Below are 22,466 nucleotides of genomic sequence, written 5' to 3' on the forward strand. Positions count from 1 at the left end.
CCCCCCTATAAAATATTAATCCAAATTTTCACCGCCGTTACTAAAATTAGCATGGCTAGTATCCCTTGCAGTACTTTCGTATTCAAACTTTTCCCTGCTTTTGCCCCTAATGGCGCAGCAATTAAACTAGCAACAATCATGATGACTGCTGGGTAATATTCTACTTGGCCTGTTATTAGTTTTCCTGTTGTCCCGCCAACAGAAGAGATTAACGTAATGGCTAAACTTGTAGCAATCGTCATTCGTGTTGGTATTTTTAATACTACAAGCATTATCGGTACTAGCAGGAATCCACCAGCTGCACCTACAATACCAGAACCAATACCGACGATAAACGCTAAAACTGCAGCGAGTAGCTTATTGAACGTTACTTCATCCATCGGCTTATCATCAACTTGCTTTTTAGGGATAAACATCATAACGGCAGCAATTAGCGCTAATATCCCATAAACTATGTTAACGCCAGCCTCTGATAAATATTGCGAACTAAAACTGCCGACAAAGCTACCAGCTAAAATAGCACCACCCATATAGAGAATAAGCGCTTTATTTAAATAGCCGTCTTTACGATAAGCCCATACACCTGCAATCGATGCAAACAATACTTCTACAGCACTAATACCTGATACCTCATGGGCTGTAAAGGCAGTAAATCCTAGTAAGGGAGGAATATACAAGAGCATAGGGTATTTAATAATGGCTCCTCCAATACCAATCATTCCTGACACAAAAGAACCGACAAAGCCGATTAAAAATATTGTTATAATCCACGTTATGTCCATCTAATTTTCCTTCTTTCGAGTCTTTTACACTTTAGCGCTCTATCATTTAATAGTAGTTAACCAACCGTACAACGCTTATTCTAATATAATTCTTAAAATGATGTGAAAAGGTGAGCGCCCTTACTTGAACGCCCACCCTTCACATTACGCTTTTTCAATAAAAAATGTAATGACGCCCGCTTCTTCCGATTGATGTAAAATCGTGTGACCCCCTACATTTGTCCATGCAGGAATGTCCGCTAGAGCCCCTTTATCTGTTACTTGCACTTCTAAAACTTCTCCCGAAGCTAATGTATCCATCGCCTTTTTCGTTTTCACGATTGGCATTGGGCAAGATAAACCTTTTGCATCTAATTGTAAGTTTGCGTTCATGTTAATCTCCTTTTAAATTGTGTGAGAATTGTGTGGGTGCCTGGCACCGCCTATCTTACTGCGCAGCGGTTTGGTCCGATTTCCATTTCAGTTTGTTCCTCTAAAGCAGGTGTGATTTTCCCCATATTGATCTGACGAATTTCTTGATAGGCATTTGGCTGTGGTGGTAAATTATCTGTGACAATGCTGCGGAATGTTCCATCATCCTCGATATTCAAGCCATGATTTTCCGCAAATAACTCCCCTAGACGTTTGGCCACTGAGCCATCTTCATTTAGCTCATCGATAATCATAAAATGAGCAGGCAGTACAATTAAATCATCCGATAATTCACGGTAACGTTTATATAGCGTTTCGCGTAAATCCCCTACCCAGTCCTCTGCAAGTCCTGCTAAATCAGGGCGACCAATCGAATCAATAAATAAAATGTCACCTGTTAATAAGTATTGGTTATCTACCACAAAGGACGTCGAGCCAATTGTATGACCGGGTGAATAAAGTGCACCTACCTCAATTTTCGATGCTCCGATTTGCACAGCTGTACCATCTTCCAAAGGCATATAATCAAAGACAACCTCTTCTGCATCTTTCGGCGGTAAGTAATAGTTTGCTCCTGTTGCCGCTGCGATATGGCGTCCACCTGAAATATGATCAGCGTGCAAATGCGTATCAAAGACATGCTTAATCTTTACGTTTTTCTCTTTTGCAAAGTTTGTAAATACATCCGTGAAGCGTACAGCGTCAATAATTGCTGCTTCGCCTTCAGAAATAACCATATAAGATAGACAGCCTTTACCTAAACGAACGAATTGGTAAAGCTCACCACCACCTGTTAAATCGCCTACTTTAATCGGTTCTAAATATTCACTCCACGTTTTCATTCCGCCCTCTAAATAGGCAACAGTACGTCCAGCATCAGATAGCATCTCTGCCACCATCATTGAAGATCCTTCCTTTGCACAAACGACTAATACATCTTTGTCCGTAGGGATTTTAGGTAAAATTTCTTCGACACCATCTAATAGCTCAAAATACGGAATATTAAGGTATTCAAATTTGTGTCCATCGATTTTCCAATCTTCAAATGCATCTGTATTACGTACATCTAAAATAAATAATTCTTTGTTTTCGATTACTTTTTTCGCTACTTCTGCAGCGCTCCATTTTAACACTGTCACTTTCTTACCCCCCAAGGTATTAATTTCGTTATTTTTTTAGCGGAAAGGACATCCCTCTCCGCTTATCAATTGCTTCCTAGAAATTAAAACGTTAATGATGGCGCTGCATCTTTAGCGAATTCTAAGAATGTTACAGCTCCCCCAACCTCAATACCGTCTACAAAATCTTCTACTGTTAAGCCCATTACATCCATTGTCATTTGACACGCAATAAATTTAACACCTAATTCTTGTGCCATTTCTACTAATTGCGGAATTGCAGGTACATTTGCTTTCGCAAAACCTTCTGCAAAATGTTCTGTACCAGCAGGCATTGGTAAAGCATTCATGCCTTGCTTATGAATTAAATTTAAGCCTTCGAATGTGAAAAAGATTGCTACTTCCTTGTCAGAAGCTGCCGCTGCTGTTGCGATATTGAACACCTTATATGCATCAAAAAGACCACCGTTACTTGCAATAATTGCTACTTTGTTTGACATAATAAATTCCTCCAATTTAAATAGTTTTCATTAATTCGCCCGTCCAAGATGTCATACCTGGTAAGACGTTAAATACTTTTGTAAAGCCATTTGCTACTAGCTTTTGTGCAGCTAAATCACTGCGAGCACCTGTACGACAAATCACATAAATTTCACGATCTTTATCGAGTTCAGAAAGGCGCTCTTCAAGCTCACCCATCGGAATGGATTTCGCCCCTTCAATGTGACCGAATGCGAACTCCGCTTCTTCACGCACATCGAGGATAAGCCCATCTCTTCCTACGATTTGTTCCAACTCAATTGTGGACTCAAACGTTTTTTCATCAGCTGACTCCTGCGCGCATTTACGAATGTAATGCTTAAGCACAGTATCTTCTTCCACTGTCCCGATATATTGATGCCCTACCGACTCAGCCCAAGCAGCGATATCCGCCTTCGAGCCTTTATCTGTAGCCGACACTTCTAAAATTTGACCATTTACTAAATCCGCCATTGCCTTTTTCGTTTTAACGATTGGCATTGGACAAGATAGCCCTTTTGCATCTAACTGAAAATCTACTTTAATAGCCATAACTTCCTCCTTTATACGTACAGGGGTATTATTTTAGGTAAAAAAATATAGTAGGGCTTTGTAAAACCCTCACTACTGCACTTCACCTTCCCACGCAAGCATACCACCAATCATATTAGTCACATCGAAGCCTTGGCTTTCTAAAAACTGAGTAGCACGCCCACTGCGCGCACCTGAACGGCAAACGATAATATACGGTTCATTTTTATTTAACTCATGCAGACGAAATTCGAGCAAACCTAGTGGAATATGAATAACGCCAGGAATATGGCCTTCCTGCACTTCTTCTACTTCACGTACGTCAATTAACGATAAAGTTTGACCTTGTGCTAAAGCTTCTTGTACTTCTGTTGCTGCTATTTCTTTCACGTTTCTTTCCTCCTAATAAGCGCTCATACCACCACGAACATTTGTGACACGCTCATAACCTAGTTTTTTCAATTGCTTGCACGCCTGGCTACTACGCATACCACTTTGACAAATGACAACAATCTCTTTGTCCTTCGGTAATTGGTGAAATCCAGAGCCAAGCGGGATATTTTTAAATTGTGGAATATTGCGACCTTTGTATTCAGCCGGAGTTCGCACATCAATAAATACTTTATCTTTATCGTTCAGCACATGTTTTAATTGCGCTGTCGTTATAGACTGCACCCCTTTTGTTGGCTTCAGTCGCCAAGCTAAAAAGCCGACAATCAATGCTATCAAAATCCATGTTTCCAAAGAATATTTCCACCTCCTATATACTATAAAGGGTATATTAAACTATCTGCTTTTCACCACTAAATCCATCGCTTCTTTGATGGCACTATTCATTTTCTCCGAATCACCATCAGCAGTCGTTACACAATCTAACAAGTTCTCACTGACGATAACCCCTATCGTCCGATCAACCGCAGAACGTACGGCGGATAGCTGTGTAATCACATCTTTACAGCTTTGTCCTTGTTCCATCATGCGCAAAACTCCACGCAACTGGCCTTCCATTCTTTTGATGCGATTGGCAGTTTTAACATCGTACGCCATTTGTGCACGCCCCCTTTCGAATTTAGTCATTATCTCGCTTACGTGTTTTATATTATACCCCCTTAGGTATAATGTCAACATTAAAGATTCGATGATTCCTTTCCATAAAAAAACTCTGTTACAAGTGCCCAAAAAGCTACTTGTAACAGAGTTAATATAAATATTTAGTTTGCTAATTGCGTAAATGGACCGAAGAATTCATAGTGAATTTTGTCATCCTTCACACCAAGATCATGGAGATGGTTAATAACCGCTTCCATAAAGCCAATTGGTCCACAAATATAAACATCCGTATCGTTAGACACTTGTTCAGCCAATATTTCTTTTGTCAGTAACTGATTATCATCAGAATAAAGGGCAGTATACGATGCATTTGGCAGAACATTTACTTTTGCTTGAATGTCATCACTAAATGCTACTACTTTCTCATTACGAGCACATTGAATGAAATGAACTTCATTTGCTGCATTATCTTTTAAAGATTGTAGCATACTGTTTAATGGTGTTACCCCAATACCTCCGCTGACAAATGTGATTGGAGCTGTTGTCTCATGTAGAACAAATAGTCCTGCTGGTACACTTACATCTACTAAATCGCCAACTTGTAATACATCATGGATGAAGGTAGATACTTTTCCATTCGGTGTATGTTCGCTCTCGCGTTTGACGGAAATACGGTAACCGTCCTCTGCGCTTGCTTGTGAAAGCGTATATTGGCGGTTCATTAAATATTCTTCACCAGGTACTTTCACACGAATGCTAATATATTGACCTGGTTCGTATGCTGGTAGCGGTGACCCATCTTCATTTACAAAATAAATTGAAGTGACAAGTTCACTCTCTACTTCTTTTTTCGCTACTTTTAATGGTTTAAACATGCGCCATCCACCATTATTTTCAGCTTTTTGATAAAGCTCTTCTTCTACTTGAATGAATACATCGGCAATGACGCCATATGCCTCAGCCCAAGCATTAATAATATCATCTGTCGCTGCATCGCCTAAAACTTCTTTAATTGCTTTTAATAAAAACTCACCAACGATTGGGTAATGCTCTGGTAAGATTCCTAAACTACGGTGTTTATGGGAAATTAACATCACTGCCGGTAAAATGGCTTCTAAATTTTCAATATGAACGGCCGCTGCATACACTGTATTCGCTAACGCAGTTTGTTGACGACCTTTTTCTTGGTTTGTATGGTTAAAAATATTTAATAATTCTGGATGAGCTTCAAACAAATTTTTATAGAACGTCTTCGTAATTTCTACCCCATGAACTTCTAATACGGGTACTGTTGCTTTAATAATTTGTACTGTTTCTTGTTTTAACATATCGCATACCATCCTTTCGTGACTCCACTATAACGCTTTCATTTTATTAAAGCAATATTTAAAATACATCTTTAACAAAATGGACATATTTGATGTATTTGAAATACATCTTTTAAAAAAAGTAATGAATTACAATAATTTATTGTAGAAATGCTATAATTATTGTAGTGATCTATAGAAAGTAGGGTGTTCCAATGCGATTAACTTTATACACAGATTACTCCCTTCGGACACTCATTTATCTAGGAGCGAAAGAAGAGGGGCAACTCTCAACCATTCAAGAAATTTCAGATGCCTATAATATATCAAAAAACCATTTAATGAAGGTGACACACCAACTAGGGCTACTTGGTTACATCGAAACTATCCGAGGCAGGGGTGGCGGTATCCGTTTAGCAATTGATCCAAAATCAATTACCATTGGTGAAATCGTGCGCCATACAGAAGAGGATTTTCATCTTGTTGAATGCTTCGACAAGGAAAATAACTTATGTAAAATTGCCCCTGAATGCCAGTTAAAAGGTGTACTATATGAAGCCTTGCAGGCATACATGGCTGTACTTGACCGCTATTCCCTTGATGATTTTTTACATTCAAAGGAGAAATTAATGGCCTTATTATTCGGCAAATAAAAATACCCGCTCAACAATAGTTGAACGGGTATTTCTTATAATGCTTTTGAAAATACAATCATATCTAATGCACGTATACCATTTTCGTAAATTGGTTGCGGATAGTTACTGAAAAAATCTTTTTCTATCGCTTCCATACGAAAACCTGATTTTTGATAAAAAGCAATGTTATCAATACTTGAATTGGCTGTGCCAACTAAAAGATTATTAAAACCTTGTGATTTACAAAGCACGAACATTTTGTTCAACGCTTCCTTCCCGATCCCTTTTCCTTGGAAAGCTTGCACAACGGCTATATTTTTTAATTCCATTATCTCTTCAGACTGTGGGATTAGCAATGCGACACCAGCTAAAGTCTCGCCGCATTTTATCGCATATAAATCACCGTCATTCATATATTGTCGAACGGCAACTTCACTTTCATCCCCTAGTAAAAGATAGGACAAATAGCTTTCACGCGAACCTTCCACTTTTTCTACAGATGTATGATATCGAACAAAATCTTCACGTTCAAAAACATTTAATACACAAGGTTGCTTTTCTTTCATTTCTAACCAAGAATGCTCCTGCGGAAAATCCTTTTCTACACCTAATCGGATAAAAGGCAACTTTTCTTGCGCCTTTTGTGAGCGAATATTAATTTTTCTAGCTCCGGCAAAAACGCGTTCAAGCCCTAAATCAAAAAAAGCGATTTCTAAAATAGCTCTTTTCGCTTCCTCATTATAGCCTTGTCCCCAAAACTCATAGCCAAGCCAAGACCCGATATGGCAGTTTTTATTTTCATGATCTATATACATCAATGCTGTTACACCTATAAGTTGGCCTTCCTCATTTAGCACAACACGAGGAACAGTCTTTCCAGCTTCCTCGTCAACACATTCACGTTTTATAAAGTTTATGGTATCTTCTACTTTTCCAGCAGGTAACCCAAGCGCATCCCGAACCTCCGGCATTGAAGACAATGCATGCATTGCTTCTGCGTATTTTAAGTCATGCTTCACTAAAGTTACTGCCATACACTTTTCCCCTTTTTACGTAATTACGATTTACTATACCAAACATGCATCGGACTTTTATTTTCATCCTCTATTGGCATATGAATCATTCGAAACGCACGTTCTTCGTCAATTTTTTGCAAATCTGCATAGACTTCACTTGAGCGACTCAATCCCACCGCCATCGCATCCGCTAGTGAATTGGCAAAATAAGCTTTGTCTACCCCCGCCATCGCCATTGCACCAAAGCACATCGGACATGGTGCTCCACTTGCATACATCACTGTACCGCGCAAATCAGTAGAACCTAGTTTTTCCTGTGCACGTCGTAATGCAAGTAGCTCAGCATGTCCTGTACTATCTGGACGCAGATGCAGTTCATTGACACCTTCACCAATGATTTCATTATCCTTTACTAAAACAGCACCAAATGGCTGACCACCTTGCGCTATATTTTGAAGAGCTAGCTCTACTGCACGCTCCATCCATTGATTCATCTATACTCCCCCTAGTAATTAATTATACGTAAGTTGCCACGATACCCCGAAACGGTCTTGAATCCAAGCAAACTGCTGAGAAAAACCATAATTATTCAATGGCATTAACGCTTGACCACCGTCTAAGATTTGCGTTACTAGACTTTCGATTTCTTCTATCGTTTCACACTCTACAAAGATAGATATCGCTGGGGTAAATGAAAAGTCATGCTTGATTGGACTGTCATTGACCTTTAGTTTTAAACCTTTTAAATCGATTTCTGCCATTGCAACTTGCTGGCTGTTCTCCATATACGTTAAACTTTCAATCGATAATTGTGGAAACCATTGTTTGTATTGCTGTATCGCTTCATGCGCCTGTCCTTGAAACATTAAAAATGTAGTTGCACTTTTCATTTATTCAACGCTCCTTCATATCTAGTAATCCATTCCCCAGGAGTCATTTTTGAAACAAGCTCACCAATTAAATCGTAAGGAATATTTTTTGTACTAGAAAAACGAATACAACTTTTCCCCATATTTAACTTTGTCGGAACTCGCTTAGCATACTCCTCTTGAAACCAAGACAATAAAGCAGTATCAGCGTAAATACCCATATGATATACAGCTATATGTCGCTTTTGCGCCGCCAAGCTAATAAAGGGTAACGGTGTATTCGGTGTGACATGATAGCCATTTGGATACGTTGAGAGCGGAACTACATAGCTTATCATGTCGTAATTCATGGTTTGTTCAAAGCCAGCCGGAATATTCGTTGCAATAACATCCGCAAGCTGAGCAAAACTATCACGCCATTTTTCATCTACCTGTTCAATATACGCTTTCATTGCTTTCCCCCACTTTTTCATAATGTGTCATTGGTTGATTTAAAAATATTACTTAATAGTAGTATGAAGCTGCTTTATTAGCAATAGCGGTAGTGCCATTGCTACAACAATCGACAAAAGTTTTTATGTTTAGAGCTACTAGTACGAAAAGCTTGCTATACTTGCCCTTCTGCCTTCGCTTTCCGGAAGTGCTCCTTCGTCTTAAAGCCAGCCCTTGTCAATTCACGCATCTCAGCTAACCGGGCTAGCTGTGTTTCTTGCTTCTTGGCACTATAAATATAGCGTGCCCAATCTTTTTGATAACCTGGTGTTAAAGCATCATAAAACGCCACATCACTCGAATTTTCTTTGAGCTCAGCTCTCAATAATGGAACCATACTTTCATAGTCACTTACACATTGACTATTTGCTGTCTTTTTCTTTCCTCTTGCCTGTGCATCGTGTTTAATGCACAAAATCGAAAATGTATCATCCAATGACTGAAGACTCGCAAACTTATAATCGCTATTTGCGATATATTTCCCATTATCGACTTGAATTGCTGGGAAAATTTCATCTCGATGAATATACTGGTTGTATTTTTTATTATTCTTTTTCGGATAAACAAAAAATAAATAGCCCTGTTCTGCCAGTGCGTTCGATTGGTGCGTGCTTTTTAAATCTGTTATCATCTCGTCAATTGAAAACACGAAGCTTATTATACGGTCGTAAGGTGCATTTCCTGCTTCCGAAATCCCCTCTAATCGCATATTGTCTGGTAAATGATGAATTACAATCGACAATCCATCCTTTAATTTAAATTTCTTCTGCACATTGTTAACACCTTTCTACATCCATTCATCCTAAATGTACCGCACAATGGTTAAAATATATACAAAAAAAAACGCTTGAATTACTGCTCAAGCGCTTTTAATAGTATTACTTTCCCGATTGCATTTTATAGTTTCTATATACCATACCGTTTGTTTTCGTCATGCCAAATTGTTCATAATAAGGTATAAGGTCATCATCACAGCATAGATCTATCATGTAGATATCATCGAGTTCTTGTAACATTCGATTTACTAATTCCTTGCCTATACCTTTATTTTTGTATTGCGGTAATACCTCTAATAACGGAATATACGCTGACAGTACACCATCACTAATAGCCGTAATAAAACCAATTACCTCATTTGTTTGATCATCAATTGCCACAACAATTTTACTGCTATTTTCTAACAAACGTAAATGCGTTTGTGGATTTGGTGGACTTGGCCAGTCAACAAAAAAACCATGTAACATGTTCGCAGAAATACCTTCAAGTGAATTCGTAAAAATCATCATCTATCAACTCCTAATATAGTTTAACAATTAGATAGATGTTAGAAATCAAAAGAACAGTAGCAAAACAATACCCCCATAAATTTCTTTATTTACTTATATTATACATAATTCCCCACTGTCCTGCTATTGTTTTTCATTTGATTTTCGATGAAGCCATTAAGCCTTTAACAATTGGAATCCCTGTACCGATGATGACGAATGGTAGGAACCACCAACCTAAATCATCTAGCTTTCCTAATGCAACAAGAATCATTTCACAAGATAGAATGGCAAATAATATGACAGAAAAGTTTTTTAATTCATTACATAATTTACGACTATTTAAATAAAAAGCTTCGACATTGCCCTCATTTAAGCGGGTTGGATAGTTATGTAGATGTGGCGCTTTTTCAAGAAGCCCTAAAAATATCCACATAATTAGCCCGATACCCGGTAAAATGAATACTTCTATTTTCGAACCCCATCGATCGACCTCGCCGGCACCATTAAAGTGAGCTGGAATTTCTTCGGGCAAGTTACCAAACTGAGAAATAATAAATACGATGGAAACAATAAATAATCCGCCGCCAATAACATCCAAAAATTTTTCATACCTTGTTTTTGGTAATTTTAAAATCGGTCTATACATTTGCCCACATCCTTTTTAATCATTATTTGTATTTACGTACCAACAGTCATTTAGTTTCAGTTTGAAGCTTCTTCAACAGTCACCTAAGATATAAAATTTCACCTCTATATGACCAATCTATAACTAAATTCCCGCAAATTTCATAATTTTCACTATGAATAAACTCATAATGCTTTTTAAAATACATATAATCTGCTATAAATAAGTATATATACATATTTCACTTTTTTGTAACATTTCTACTAAATTACTAGGAAGGGACTTACAATACATGCGATTTACGATTTATAAAAAATTAATTCTCGGTTTTTTTATTGTTATTTTAGTTTTAATAGGCACTATCGCTTTAAACTTTAAACAACTTAATTCAGTAAATGGCACTTATCAAGAGTTACTAGAAGAGCAAACAAAGAAATCTATTAGTATTCAAGAACTTAGAGTAATTGCAAAACAGGAAATTGTTAGTATGCGCGGGTATCTCTTACTTGGCGATAAACAAAATCGCGAAGGAAATAAATCCGCTCGGGAAGAATTTAAATTAAAATCTGAGAGTTTAATGGCGACATTAGAATCAGAAAAATCAATTGAGTTATTAGAGGCTGTCAATAAAAGTGAACAAAATGTTCAGCAATTTGCTGACCGTATGTTTTCTTTAAAGGATGCTGGCGAGACAGAACAATATGAAAAATTGGACAGTACACAAGGACGTCTTATTCTTAAACAATTTGATGAACGTGTTGAAAACCTTGCCAACTATCAAAGTGAAGCTGTCGAAGCTAAAATCGCTGCTACCTCAAAAGATATAGAGGCAATTAAATTTAATATGATTTTGCTAGGGGTATTCGCGGTCATCATTAGTCTGATAATTGCTATGATTATGGGAACTATTATTTCCCGTCCTATTAAAGGCATGGCAAAAGCAGCGCAAAAAATTGCGGAAGGTGATTTAACTGCTGAGCAAATTCGCATTCGAAATCGCGATGAAGTTGGGGATTTAGCCCTTGCCTTTAATCATATGGCACAAAATTTAAAAGATTTAATTACCAATGTTGGTCATAATACTGTACAAGTAAGTGCTTCGGCGGCTGAATTAACGGCTAGTGCTGAGCAAACTATTCAAGCGACTGAACAAATTACATCCGCTATGCAAGAAGTAGCAAGTGGCTCTGAAGCACAAGGAAAAAATGCTACAGAAAGCTCACAAGCGATGAAAAATATGACCAATGGCATTCAACAATTAGCAGCCACAACTGCTGCTGTTTCAGAACTTGCTATTGATACAAATACGGAAGCAAACAAAGGAAATGAGTCATTACAGCGCGTAATTACGCAGATGGATACAATTAATACAGCTGTTTTGGAATCTGCAAATGTTGTTAAAAATTTAGGTAACCATTCTGTAGAGATTGGTAACATTATTAGCATCATTACGGATATTGCTGAGCAAACCAATCTATTAGCATTAAACGCTGCTATCGAGGCCGCTCGAGCAGGTGATCACGGCCGTGGCTTTGCAGTTGTTGCCGATGAAGTAAAAAAATTAGCCGAGCAATCGAAGAAATCGGCTGAACAGATTGCTGGGTTAATCTCAGAAATCCAACAAGAGACAAACCGCGCAGTGACAGTAATGGATACGGGAACACAAGAGGTTCAAATTGGTATGACGGTTGTAAAAGTAGCTGAGGAAGGCTTTTCAAAAATCGTTGACCTTATTGAGCAAGTATCTAAGCAGATTCAGGAAGCAACAACGGTGTCAGAGGAAATGTCCTCAAGCGCTGAACAAATTTATGCATCCTTTGATGACATTGCGACGATTGCCCAAACGTCCTCTGCTAACCTTCAAAATGTAGCTTCCGCTTCTGAAGAGCAACTGGCGACAATTGAAGAAGTTGCCGCTTCTGCTGCTACTTTATCGACAATGGCGGAAGAACTACAATCACAAGTTTCTCGCTTTAAGGTGCAATAGTTCAGAAATTGTTTGAGTGCCTGGCACTTTTAACCCCCTAAGCTTTGATGCTATTAAGCAGCAAGCTTAGGGGGTTCTTACTTGCTTTTTTGTTCAGAAAATTCAAAATTGTTCGGGTGCCTGGCACTCTATTAGTTGCTTTATAATATTGATTACTGCTGCTTCTTTACTTGGCACTTGTAAAGTAGCAAGCTTGCTTACTTCATGCTCACCAACACAAACACTTTTGAGAGCATGTTTAAACATCGATGCATCATTAGCGTCATTTCCAAAGGCGATAAATTGATTTTGTTCAACACCTAATTTCTTCAAACCTGTCCATTTATCAATTCCATTAGGACTGATATCCACGATATTTTCAGCAGTATGTTCAAACAATGAAATATTTAGCTGCTGTAGCTGTGCCAAAATATGTTGATGCTGGGTACCTGGGAATAATACAATTTTCACAATAGCTTTTAAGTCTTGTAATGCCACTTTCTTTGCCAGCTTTAAGGGATCTAAATTTTGATAAATTGGATGTGTTTCACTGCCTGTGAAGGCATAATCCCAATGACCGTCCACTAAATAGGGTAATTGATATGCTGCAATAATTTCCTTCATTGCCTCCACGGTCGTTTCTTCAAATGCTGCACTCTCTTGTATTTCACCATTCACCGCTATAAATGCTCCATTACCTCCCACCATCGACAATCGACGTAATGATTCCGGCAATACGGGTAATAAATCTCGAATTGGACGTGCTGAAGCAAAAATGACTTCATGGCCTTTTTGTAGACAATCCTCTAACACAGCTGTTATGTCTACACTCAATGGCTGCCCCCTAAAACAAATCGTTCCATCTAAATCAAAGACAAATTTCACCATTTTACCTACTTTCGATATATAAATTCCCATTTCATTATCTCACAAGAAAATGGCTTTATTTGTGAAAAATACAGCTATCAAAATAAAATGATTCATTACCAGTAAGAAAGCCCTTCTTTAAGACAGAATAAAAATAATTTTTAGAATATTATTGACATACTGACAATATCAACGTATTATAGCTTTCAACAACACATTGTAAGCCAAGATTGGAAATAGTAGAAATGCTCGTGTACTTGTAGAGAGCCGGTGGTTGGTGTAAACCGGTAGGCACACATTTTGAACTCATCCATGAGCTACACCCTGAACCTAATCGATTCAGCATACTCCTTTTAGTGAGCTGAATGGCGGTTTAAAAGTAAGGGATGTCGGTTTCCACCGTTATTTGGATAGACAGTGATAGCTGTCGATAAGGGGACTTTTTCTGTAAAGGAAAGGTCAATTAGAGTGGTACCGCGAGCAAATAACTCGTCTCTATATTTTTATATATAGAGGCGGGTTTTTTTATTTTTATTTAATACAACAAAAGGAGTGTTTGAAAATGGGAAGAAAAATTTGGGTGTTTGATACAACTTTACGTGATGGAGAGCAAGTGCCAGGAGCAAAACTGAACTTATACGAAAAAGTAGAGATTGCACAGCAACTCAAAAAATTAGGCGTCGACATTATCGAAGCTGGTTTCCCTGCTTCTTCACAAGGTGACTTTGAGGCGGTCAAAGCTGTCGCACAAAAAGTTGGTAATACAAATGACATTATGATTACAGCTTTAGCACGAGCTGTACAGGCGGATATTGATTCTGTCTATAATGCGGTAAAATATGCTGAAAATCCAATGATTCATATGGTGCTTGGCACTTCTGATATCCATGTAGAAAAGAAATTTAGTAAATCGAAAGATCAAATATTACAAATTGGCATAGATGCTGTGAAATATGCAAAAACGCTTCTACCACAAGTACAATATTCAACAGAAGATGCTTCTCGCTCAGATTTCGAATATCTATGGAAAACGATTGAGGCAGTGATGAAGGCTGGTGCTACAATGATTAACGTGCCTGACACTGTTGGTTTTGCTGAACCAGAAGAATTTGGTGCAATGATTTATAAGCTGAACGACCGCATGAAAAATCTAAACGATAGCGTTCTACTAAGTGTTCACTGCCACAATGACCTAGGTATGGCAACGGCTAATACACTTGCCGCTGTTAAAAACGGGGCAGACAAAGTAGAATGTACGATCAATGGCATCGGGGAACGAGCTGGGAATGCTGCACTAGAAGAAGTTGTTATGGCATTGAAAACACGTAGTGCTATTTACAATGCCGATACCCGCATTAACACAAGGGAAATTATGAACACATCACGCCTTGTATCCAGCTTTATGGGCTTAGATGTCCAAGTAAATAAAGCCATTACTGGCGACAATGCCTTTGCCCACTCTTCAGGTATTCACCAAGATGGTCTACTTAAATCGCGTGATGCCTATGAAATTGTCCATCCAGAGGATGTAGGACTCGACGATATGGAACTTGTCTTAACAGCTCGTTCAGGTCGCCATGCTGTAAAAAATGCGCTTGAAAAGTTAGGCTTCACTAATCTTTCTACTGAGGAGTTTGAAGGCATTTTCGATGGCTTCCTAAAATTAGCCGATGCGAAAAAGGAAGTTTACGATCATGATTTATATGTTATTGTGGAAAGTTATTATGAAAAACATGATGCCAATCATGCGAATGCTACTCATTATAGTGAGCAATTTTTTGACATTGAAGATTTACAAGTCGTCAGCAATGCAAGCTTCCCTTCCGCTAGTGTAAAAATTCGCAAAGGTGGCGAAGTATTAAAAGCGAGTGCAGTTGGCTCAGGTCCGATTGACGCTTTATATTCTGCTATTGCCGATATTGTAAAAATAGATGTAAAACTTGTGGAATATAATATTAACAGTGTCTCTCGTGGTAAAGAAGCGCTTGGTAAAGTAAAAATTACGATTGAGCACGAAGGCGAAAAGTATATTGCCAAAGCGGCAGATACGGATATTTTAAAAGCAAGTGCAATGGCTTACATCAATGCAATCAACAGCATTGTTGTAGCAAACTTAACTCCCGTTATGAACTAAAGTGTCTGAACTAAAGTGCCAGGCACTCAAACAATTCTGAATTTTCTAAATTATATAATGCTGCGTTAATGCACAACACGTAAGCCGCAACAAACCGCTTGTTAGCGGTGGTTGCGGCTTATAGTGTGCACGCAGAAAGCTAGTAAATTTGTTAATTATAGTGTCAGGCACTCAAACAATTATTGACTATCATCCACCAATTTCTGATATTCTTCTTCAATAAGGCCAACATCAAGCCGTTCAAATAGCGGTGTTACTTCACCAATGATTGTCGGTAACTCCACTTGCTCATGCCACATTAAGTCTGTAATGCCTAACATGCCTCGAATTTTTTCTGTAGAAAACGGTAAAAATGGTTGTAGCACTTGACCTAAATTTGAAATGATATAAACACAAGTTGCTAGCGTTTGTTGACACCCCTCCATATTTTCCTTTACTTGTAACCACGGTTGCTGTTCGTCAAAATAGCGGTTAGCTGCGCGAATATAGGCAAAAATCTCCTCTAACGCTTGTTTAAAATGCCCTGTTTCAATGGCCACACCTACATCACTAAACAACTGAATCGTTTGTTTCCTTACCTCTCCATCGACATCCACTTGCGGCACTTGACTGTCAAACGACTTCTCTAAAAACTTCAATGTCCGATTAACAAAATTGCCATAAGCGCCGAGTAATTCCCCATTATGACTATAAATAAATTCTCGCCACGAAAAATCAGTATCGCGGTTTTCCGGTGCATTCATTGTTAAAAAATAACGAATCGAATCTGCGTCATAGCGACTTAAAATATAAGGCACCCACACCGCCCAATTTTGGCTCGTGGATAATTTTCGTTTTTCCAATGTTAAATATTCATTAGAAACAATATGTGTAGGCAATGCTTTTGCCCCTATCCCCATTAATATTGCAGGCCAAATAACTGTATGGAACGGTATATTATCTTTGCCGTGCACATAATAGGACACTGTTTCTTCATTCCATAAATCTTCAATCGCGATATTGTGCTGTTTTGCCCATTCGATGCTTGCTGTTAAATAACCTGCTACAGCTTCAATCCACACATATATTTTTTTCCCTTCAAAGCCTGGAACTGGTACGTCCACCCCATTTGGTAAATCACGAGTAACAGCACGGTCTGGTACGCCTTCTGCTAAGTAACGTTCAGTTAAGCCTATTGCATTATCACGCCAGCGCTTTTCTGCCTTTGCCTCTGCTAAATATGTTTCAAGTCTTCCTTGAAATTGACTAAAAGTAAAATAAAAATGCTCTGTTTCTCGAATCACAGGCTCATTGCCACAAATTTTACAGCGCTTGTCGATTAATTCGAGTGGATCTAAAATTTGGGAACAATTGTCGCACTGATCACCACGTGCCTTCGCCCCACAGTTTGGACAAGTACCTTCGACAAATCGATCAGGTAAAAATTGTTTGTCTGTTTCGCAGTACGCCTGTTCAATTTTCTTTTTATATAAATAATTGTTAGCCAGCAGCTGTAAAAAAAGTGACTGCACTGAGTCATGATGATGCTCTGCATCCGTTCTCGTATACAAATCGTACGTAAATCCTAAGTCATGAAAACATTGTGTAAATTCCTGATGATAGCGATCCGCAATCGCACTGGTCGTCGTATTTTCCTGTGCAGCGCGAATCGAAATCGGCGTACCATTACAATCACTACCTGATACATACAATACTTGCTCACCTTTTTGTCGGTAATATCTAGCCAAAATATCACCTGGTAGTAATGCGGCAATATGCCCTAAATGCAATGAGCCATTCGCATATGGCCATGCTCCTCCAATTACAATTGTCATCCTTAGTTGCTCCCCTCAATCGAGTAAATTTTCCTTCTGTACGCTGACACTTCAATAACCTTGCCAGCAACCAATGGCATTATCTCCACTTAAACATTATTTCCCACTTTTTGAAGATAAAAAAAACGCCCTAATCATGACTGATTAGGACGAGTATACCCGTGTTACCACCTATATTTACAAATAGCTCACACTATTTGCCTCAATCAGTACGTCTTGCCTTCATTTAAGAGATACTGCCGCTGTTGTAACGAGTGCCCATCTCGTCATAATCTACTCACAAAAATGCTTTCGGTACGAAGCTCAAAGGTCATTTTCAAAAGGGTTCATTTACCTCATTTCCACCAACAGAGGCTCTCTATCAAATGCTTGTCCAATTTACTTTTCCTTATCAACGCTATGTTATAGTTTGGCACTATTTTACTCTTTTCCCTTATGAATTGCAATGTAAACATTGGGGTATTGTCTTGTAAATCTTGAGCGCTTGTTAATCAAAAAACTGCATATGGGGCTTTTCCTTTTTATAATAGGCTAGTCGATCATGCAACGTCCCTGTATGATATTCAAATTTATGGCCGTCAGGATCGGTAAAATAAATCGATTGTTTATCTTGTTCTGCTCTTTGTCTACCTTCTAAAATATTGACCTGATAATGGACAAGCTTGTCATAAATTTGATCGAAGTCCTCAGCTTCCATTGAAAATGCAATATGTGTATAGGACTGATGTATTTCATTACGTGGAATATCCGCTTCCTCATTGAGAGCTAGCCATAGCCCATTTAAATCAAAATAAGCCGTGCTTCTCCCTTTCACTAATAACTTCGCAGCCAAAACATTTTGGTAAAATGCAATCGATTGCTCTAAATTAGAAACAGAAAATAACATATGATTTATCGTTGTCATCGTACAGCTCCTTCAACAGTTAGCAACTTCGCCATACGCTGCGAAGTTGCTTTTTATAATCCGTATTATTTTTTGCCTTTCTTTAATCCTTTCGCAATTTGCTTCCACTTGCGTTGCTCAGTTAGTTTTGCTTGCATATTCGTTTTACGCTCAATAAACGCAAGTTCCTTTTGCAGTTTAAAATAGCTTTGCAAGCGTGATTGTTCAAGGTCTCCATCTATGATGGCTTGTTGTACAGCACAATGTGGTTCCTTATGATGTGTGCAATCTCGATAGCGACAGGCCGCCGCAAGTTCCTCAATGTCACGGAAACTAGAAGAGAGGCTATCACTCTGATCCCATAATTGCAGCTCACGCATTCCTGGTGTATCAATTAAACAACCGCCACTTGGTAAGACAATTAACTCTCGATGTGTTGTCGTATGTCGCCCCTTAGCATCATCTTCACGAATACCTGAAACTTTCATCAATTCTGCCCCACTCAAGGCATTCATTAAAGTGGATTTCCCCGCCCCCGATGAACCGAGCAGTGCACCCGTAACCCCTTCTGTAAAGAGCAACTGAATAGCTGCTATGCCTTCACCAGAACGGGCACTCGTTACAAAAATATCTACACCAAATGCGACTTGCTCCACCTCACGTAACATGCTCGGGATATCATCACATAAATCAGCCTTTGTCAGTACAATAATTGGCTTCGCACCGGAATCCCAAGCAGCAACTAAATAGCGCTCTAAACGGCGAATATTAAAATCTGCATTTAAACTCATGACAAGTAGCACAATATCAACATTCGATGCGACAATTTGTTCTTTTATTTCTAGACCTGCAACTTTTCGAGAAAAAACGGATTTGCGCTTAAATAATTTATGAATAATCGCCTTTTCTTCTCCTGCCATCTTCTCAACAAGTACCCAATCTCCAACTGCTGGATAATCCTCTCTTGCAAGTGATGTATAAGCATAATGTCCAGCAATCGTCGCTAGCCATTCTCCTTCTTCAGCTAACACCCGATATGAATGTTTATGCTCCAATGTAACGCGTGCAGGTACACAGTTCACTAACTTTGATTCTTCTTTAAATGCAATTAACTGCTCTTTAAAATATGTTGAAAATCCTAATGTTGTTAAATTCAATTGGTATTCCTCCTAAATGTGTCTAGCGATTTCGCATTGATTGCGTAAAATATAAAAAACCTTGTAACTGCAATTCGGCAGTTACAAGGTTTCACAGGCACGTTTAAAAAGAATACAAATAATCATTGTCTCGTAGCAGTCCTGGACTCTACAGACATGGTTAAATTGCAGATTTTAGGCGTGTGAAACTGAACAAACCGAATTGCAGTTCATTAAAAACGGCTCTATTCATCATAATCACATCACCTACTCCCACTTTAGTTATTACCAATATATATAAATTATTCAAATATGTCAAACTATTATTGAAGCATGTCTACCGTTCCTCTGAGCATACAATGTACAAGACCACTATTTTCGGAGGAGATGTTGAATTGCCAAAAATCCTTTCTGTTAGCACATATCAACCACCATATACATTGCAGCAGACGAATGCTGAGGCCTTAACGAAGGAGCTCTTTTATGAAAAAATACCAAAGTTAGAGCGGTACTTAAAAGTATTTGATAATGGTGGTATAGACACTCGCCATTTTTGTGTACCTGCAGAGTGGCATCGTAGTGAGCATACTTTTGAAGAGCGTAACAATCTATATATAGAATTAGCAACGCAATATAGCGTTGAAGTAATTCAAGCTTGTTTACAAAATGAATTATTTTTAGCAGCACCAATTTCTCCACAGGATATTGATGCAATTATTTTCGTCAGTAGTACAGGCATATCTACACCAAGTATTGATGCACGTATTATGAATCAACTTCCATTCTCAGATAGGTTGAAACGCATTCCGCTCTGGGGGTTAGGCTGTGCAGGTGGTGCAGCAGGTGTTAGCCGAGCTTTTGATTTTTGCAAAGCGCATCCGCACGCAAAGGTACTCGTTGTATGTGTAGAACTTTGCAGTTTGACCTTCCAGCAAAATGATCTTTCAAAAAGTAATTTAATCGGTGCTTCCTTATTCGCTGATGGAGCAGCATGCCTACTTGTTAGTGGAGACGATGTAGCAGTAGCCACAAAAAAGGTCATGCCTTCCATTGAAACAACTGGCTCTAAGTGGATGCCTGATTCGGAAAACGTAATGGGCTGGCATATCAAAAACAACGGACTTCATGTCATTTTTCAAAAAAGTATTCCTTCCATTATTACAACTTGGCTTGGTCCTTTCATTGAGCAATTTTTAATTGAGCAAAACCTTTATAGTGAACAGCTCGATCACTTCATTGCCCATCCCGGAGGTAAAAAAGTGTTAAAAGCCTACGAGGATACGTTATATCTTTCTGAACAAAAAACCGACATTTCTCGGGAAATATTGCGCACTCACGGTAATATGTCCTCACCCACCGTGTTGTATGTACTTGAGCAATTTTTATTAAATGAAGGCCAGGTAGATGATAATGGATTGCTTGTCGCCCTTGGTCCCGGCTTCTGTGCAGAAGTTGTATTACTTAAATGGAGGGAGTAGTATGCTTTTTTACACGATTTTAAGTCTCGTTATTGTACAAAGATTAGCTGAAGTTTTAATAGCGAAACGTCATGAAAAATGGATGCTTGCCAAAGGGGCCTATGAAGTTGGCGCCTCTCATTATTCTTATATGGTAGCTATGCATGTTAGTTTTTTTCTCTTTTTAATTGTCGAAGTCGTTTCAAATAAAAACGGTCCATCTGCCTTATTCCCGTTATTTTTCCTATTGTTCCTTATGGTGCAAGCTTTACGTATTTGGTGTATTCGATCTCTAGGACCATTTTGGAATACGAAAATATTAATTTTGCCAGATGCACAAGTAGTACGCAAAGGACCCTATACGTTTATGCGCCATCCAAATTATGCCGTTGTTAGTTTAGAGATTCTGCTACTGCCGATTATGTTTCAAGCTTATTTGACAGCATTTTGCTTTACGCTGTTAAACATCACGATGCTCTCTGTACGCATTCCAATCGAGGAAAAAGCATTACGTGATGCGACAAACTACAACCATGTATTTAAAAAAGATCTACCACAAAAGTAATGTGGTAGATCTAATTTTTTTCTTCAATCATTTAACATGGCGCAATTATATGACCACTTTTCTTTACCCCAATGGAATAGAAAGATCTCCTGATGTTTTGCGCTGTAATTGATGACCTTTCCTTAAATAAAGCCAACAACTCTACAAGCTAACGCGCGCTGAGCAGGAGTCACTACCAACTTTGAAAAATTTTTTACACTTCACAAAACTACCTAGTGGTTACATCGATCTATCCACACTGATTTCTAGTGCGAGTTGGGTTAATTGCTGCTCTAAGTCATCAAGCAAACGTATTTTTATATCCAGTTGCTCCTCAAAATCAATGGATTGCGCGAGTATTTTTTGAATCTTAGCGTCTAAATGGGAAAGCCCCTTTACCTTAAAATTACTTCCTTCACTCGATAAGGCTAGGTTTTCACTCTTGATTTCAGCTAATTCATTGGATAATCTATTAATTTCATTGTTTCTTTCTGCTAATTCTTTCACTAAGTAGTCATGGACATTGTTGTCAGCATTATTTTGAATGGCTTCAAGTATCGCAGTTATTTTTTCATTCATTTCCTTTGTATATGAACTTAGCTGATTTTCTAAATTTTCAATAATACGCTTGTCATGTGTCACTAAATCTTTTTTCATCGTTAACAATTCATCATTAGTAGTCTGATTTGTTTGTAACAAGCGTTTATTTTCCGCACGTAAATGCTCAATTTCCTTTAATAATGCATCTATTGAGGATATATGCTTTTTCCGTTGATGTTCTTTTCTCTGTAATTCCTCAGCATAAGCCTTGGCATTCCTTTCAACCGTTCTGTTCATTTTCATCCGATCCATAGAAAGCTCTTTATTGCGCTTCGTCAATTGTACATTTTCCCGCTCTAGTCTAAGTACGAGTGAATAATAATCGCTATCTCTAAGTCTATTGATTTCATTTTTATATTTAGCTAATTCCGCTCTTAAAAATATAATCATTTGCTGAAGCTGTATAGGATCAGTATTTTTAATGCTTTGATTATCCACGGTA

Annotated in this window: 26 protein-coding genes and 2 other annotated features; of the genes, 5 read left to right on the plus strand and 21 right to left on the minus strand. The window is 38.3% G+C overall.

All coding sequences use genetic code 11. The annotated features are described in order from the left end of the window. Nucleotides 1-5 precede the first annotated feature (5 nt). The 9 genes from ACIQXI_RS18835 to hmpA all read right to left on the minus strand — a co-directional run bounded on the left by ACIQXI_RS18835 (nt 6) and on the right by hmpA (nt 5,739). Nucleotides 6-782, minus strand: a complete 777-nt coding sequence (locus ACIQXI_RS18835; protein ID WP_402927725.1) for a sulfite exporter TauE/SafE family protein — start codon at nt 780-782, stop codon at nt 6-8. A 144-nt stretch (nt 783-926) separates the two neighbouring features. Further along, nucleotides 927-1,154: a sulfurtransferase TusA family protein gene (locus ACIQXI_RS18840; protein ID WP_402927726.1), complete on the minus strand. Its 228-nt coding sequence runs from the start codon at nt 1,152-1,154 to the stop codon at nt 927-929. 50 nt (nt 1,155-1,204) lie between these two features. Beyond that, on the minus strand, nt 1,205-2,332 hold the full coding sequence (locus ACIQXI_RS18845; protein ID WP_402927728.1) for an MBL fold metallo-hydrolase: 1,128 nt from the start codon (nt 2,330-2,332) through the stop codon (nt 1,205-1,207). Between the two features lie 83 nt (nt 2,333-2,415). Further along, nucleotides 2,416-2,811 (minus strand): DsrE/DsrF/DrsH-like family protein, encoded by a 396-nt coding sequence (locus tag ACIQXI_RS18850; RefSeq protein ID WP_069508050.1) that lies wholly within the window; start codon nt 2,809-2,811, stop codon nt 2,416-2,418. A gap of 16 nt (nt 2,812-2,827) precedes the next feature. Beyond that, the gene (locus ACIQXI_RS18855; RefSeq protein WP_402927729.1) at nt 2,828-3,382 is read right to left on the minus strand and encodes a sulfurtransferase TusA family protein; all 555 of its coding nucleotides are present in this window, start codon (nt 3,380-3,382) and stop codon (nt 2,828-2,830) included. A gap of 72 nt (nt 3,383-3,454) precedes the next feature. After that, the gene (locus tag ACIQXI_RS18860; RefSeq protein ID WP_402927731.1) at nt 3,455-3,751 is read right to left on the minus strand and encodes a rhodanese-like domain-containing protein; all 297 of its coding nucleotides are present in this window, start codon (nt 3,749-3,751) and stop codon (nt 3,455-3,457) included. A 12-nt stretch (nt 3,752-3,763) separates the two neighbouring features. Continuing rightward, nucleotides 3,764-4,105, minus strand: a complete 342-nt coding sequence (locus tag ACIQXI_RS18865) for a rhodanese-like domain-containing protein (RefSeq protein WP_402927732.1) — start codon at nt 4,103-4,105, stop codon at nt 3,764-3,766. Nucleotides 4,106-4,147: 42 nt separating this feature from the next. After that, on the minus strand, nt 4,148-4,408 hold the full coding sequence (locus ACIQXI_RS18870; RefSeq protein WP_402927734.1) for a metal-sensitive transcriptional regulator: 261 nt from the start codon (nt 4,406-4,408) through the stop codon (nt 4,148-4,150). A gap of 164 nt (nt 4,409-4,572) precedes the next feature. Then, a complete protein-coding gene (hmpA, locus tag ACIQXI_RS18875) occupies nt 4,573-5,739 on the minus strand; it encodes an NO-inducible flavohemoprotein (RefSeq protein WP_402927735.1) in 1,167 nt (388 codons plus the stop codon). A 194-nt stretch (nt 5,740-5,933) separates the two neighbouring features. Here hmpA and ACIQXI_RS18880 point away from each other — a divergent pair, with 194 nt between their 5' ends. Beyond that, nucleotides 5,934-6,371 carry an RrF2 family transcriptional regulator gene (locus ACIQXI_RS18880; RefSeq protein WP_069508058.1) on the plus strand — a complete coding sequence of 146 codons (438 nt, stop codon included), beginning with the start codon at nt 5,934-5,936 and terminating at the stop codon, nt 6,369-6,371. A 35-nt stretch (nt 6,372-6,406) separates the two neighbouring features. Here the strand turns inward: ACIQXI_RS18880 and ACIQXI_RS18885 are convergent, their stop codons facing one another. The 7 genes from ACIQXI_RS18885 to ACIQXI_RS18915 all read right to left on the minus strand — a co-directional run bounded on the left by ACIQXI_RS18885 (nt 6,407) and on the right by ACIQXI_RS18915 (nt 10,644). Then, nucleotides 6,407-7,387 carry a GNAT family N-acetyltransferase gene (locus tag ACIQXI_RS18885; RefSeq protein ID WP_402927736.1) on the minus strand — a complete coding sequence of 327 codons (981 nt, stop codon included), beginning with the start codon at nt 7,385-7,387 and terminating at the stop codon, nt 6,407-6,409. 23 nt (nt 7,388-7,410) lie between these two features. Then, the gene (locus ACIQXI_RS18890; protein WP_402927738.1) at nt 7,411-7,863 is read right to left on the minus strand and encodes a nucleoside deaminase; all 453 of its coding nucleotides are present in this window, start codon (nt 7,861-7,863) and stop codon (nt 7,411-7,413) included. A gap of 18 nt (nt 7,864-7,881) precedes the next feature. Next, the gene (locus ACIQXI_RS18895; RefSeq protein WP_402927739.1) at nt 7,882-8,259 is read right to left on the minus strand and encodes a VOC family protein; all 378 of its coding nucleotides are present in this window, start codon (nt 8,257-8,259) and stop codon (nt 7,882-7,884) included. Then, entirely contained in the window at nt 8,256-8,690 is a 435-nt protein-coding gene (locus tag ACIQXI_RS18900) for a DUF1801 domain-containing protein (RefSeq protein ID WP_402927741.1), read from the minus strand. Before ACIQXI_RS18900 ends, ACIQXI_RS18895 begins: the two co-directional genes overlap by 4 nt. A 155-nt stretch (nt 8,691-8,845) precedes the next feature. Continuing rightward, entirely contained in the window at nt 8,846-9,502 is a 657-nt protein-coding gene (locus tag ACIQXI_RS18905; protein ID WP_402927743.1) for a YdeI/OmpD-associated family protein, read from the minus strand. Nucleotides 9,503-9,608: 106 nt separating this feature from the next. Beyond that, a complete protein-coding gene (locus ACIQXI_RS18910; protein ID WP_402927857.1) occupies nt 9,609-10,013 on the minus strand; it encodes a GNAT family N-acetyltransferase in 405 nt (134 codons plus the stop codon). A 136-nt stretch (nt 10,014-10,149) separates the two neighbouring features. Further along, nucleotides 10,150-10,644, minus strand: a complete 495-nt coding sequence (locus tag ACIQXI_RS18915; RefSeq protein ID WP_402927745.1) for a DUF1648 domain-containing protein — start codon at nt 10,642-10,644, stop codon at nt 10,150-10,152. Between the two features lie 271 nt (nt 10,645-10,915). Here ACIQXI_RS18915 and ACIQXI_RS18920 point away from each other — a divergent pair, with 271 nt between their 5' ends. Further along, nucleotides 10,916-12,610, plus strand: coding sequence for a methyl-accepting chemotaxis protein (locus tag ACIQXI_RS18920; RefSeq protein ID WP_402927747.1), 1,695 nt, complete (start codon nt 10,916-10,918; stop codon nt 12,608-12,610). A 102-nt stretch (nt 12,611-12,712) separates the two neighbouring features. On the opposite strand, the gene ACIQXI_RS18925 is transcribed toward ACIQXI_RS18920, so the two are convergent. Further along, complete coding sequence (locus ACIQXI_RS18925; protein WP_402927748.1) at nt 12,713-13,507, minus strand: HAD-IIB family hydrolase; 795 nt, start codon at nt 13,505-13,507, stop codon at nt 12,713-12,715. Nucleotides 13,508-13,673: 166 nt separating this feature from the next. Continuing rightward, nucleotides 13,674-13,956: a binding site (T-box leader), on the plus strand. Between the two features lie 62 nt (nt 13,957-14,018). On the opposite strand from ACIQXI_RS18925, the gene ACIQXI_RS18930 reads away from it, so the two are divergent. Further along, nucleotides 14,019-15,590 (plus strand): 2-isopropylmalate synthase, encoded by a 1,572-nt coding sequence (locus ACIQXI_RS18930; RefSeq protein ID WP_402927750.1) that lies wholly within the window; start codon nt 14,019-14,021, stop codon nt 15,588-15,590. 179 nt (nt 15,591-15,769) lie between these two features. Here the strand turns inward: ACIQXI_RS18930 and metG are convergent, their stop codons facing one another. The 3 genes from metG to rsgA all read right to left on the minus strand — a co-directional run bounded on the left by metG (nt 15,770) and on the right by rsgA (nt 19,444). After that, complete coding sequence (metG, locus tag ACIQXI_RS18935) at nt 15,770-17,404, minus strand: methionine--tRNA ligase (RefSeq protein WP_402927751.1); 1,635 nt, start codon at nt 17,402-17,404, stop codon at nt 15,770-15,772. 142 nt (nt 17,405-17,546) lie between these two features. Beyond that, nucleotides 17,547-17,808 (minus strand) — a binding site (T-box leader). Between the two features lie 83 nt (nt 17,809-17,891). Beyond that, nucleotides 17,892-18,308: a metallothiol transferase FosB gene (fosB, locus tag ACIQXI_RS18940; RefSeq protein ID WP_402927752.1), complete on the minus strand. Its 417-nt coding sequence runs from the start codon at nt 18,306-18,308 to the stop codon at nt 17,892-17,894. A 65-nt stretch (nt 18,309-18,373) separates the two neighbouring features. Continuing rightward, nucleotides 18,374-19,444, minus strand: a complete 1,071-nt coding sequence (gene rsgA, locus ACIQXI_RS18945; protein ID WP_402927753.1) for a ribosome small subunit-dependent GTPase A — start codon at nt 19,442-19,444, stop codon at nt 18,374-18,376. 374 nt (nt 19,445-19,818) lie between these two features. Here rsgA and ACIQXI_RS18950 point away from each other — a divergent pair, with 374 nt between their 5' ends. Both ACIQXI_RS18950 and ACIQXI_RS18955 read left to right on the plus strand, forming a co-directional pair. Continuing rightward, entirely contained in the window at nt 19,819-20,901 is a 1,083-nt protein-coding gene (locus tag ACIQXI_RS18950; protein ID WP_402927755.1) for a type III polyketide synthase, read from the plus strand. 1 nt (nt 20,902) lies between these two features. Continuing rightward, nucleotides 20,903-21,445 (plus strand): isoprenylcysteine carboxyl methyltransferase family protein, encoded by a 543-nt coding sequence (locus tag ACIQXI_RS18955; protein ID WP_402927756.1) that lies wholly within the window; start codon nt 20,903-20,905, stop codon nt 21,443-21,445. A 219-nt stretch (nt 21,446-21,664) separates the two neighbouring features. Here the strand turns inward: ACIQXI_RS18955 and ACIQXI_RS18960 are convergent, their stop codons facing one another. Then, on the minus strand, nt 21,665-22,462 hold the full coding sequence (locus tag ACIQXI_RS18960; protein WP_402927757.1) for a coiled-coil domain-containing protein: 798 nt from the start codon (nt 22,460-22,462) through the stop codon (nt 21,665-21,667). Nucleotides 22,463-22,466 lie beyond the last annotated feature (4 nt).

The organism is Lysinibacillus sp. NPDC097195, assembly GCF_044762075.1.
Classification (GTDB): domain Bacteria; phylum Bacillota; class Bacilli; order Bacillales_A; family Planococcaceae; genus Lysinibacillus.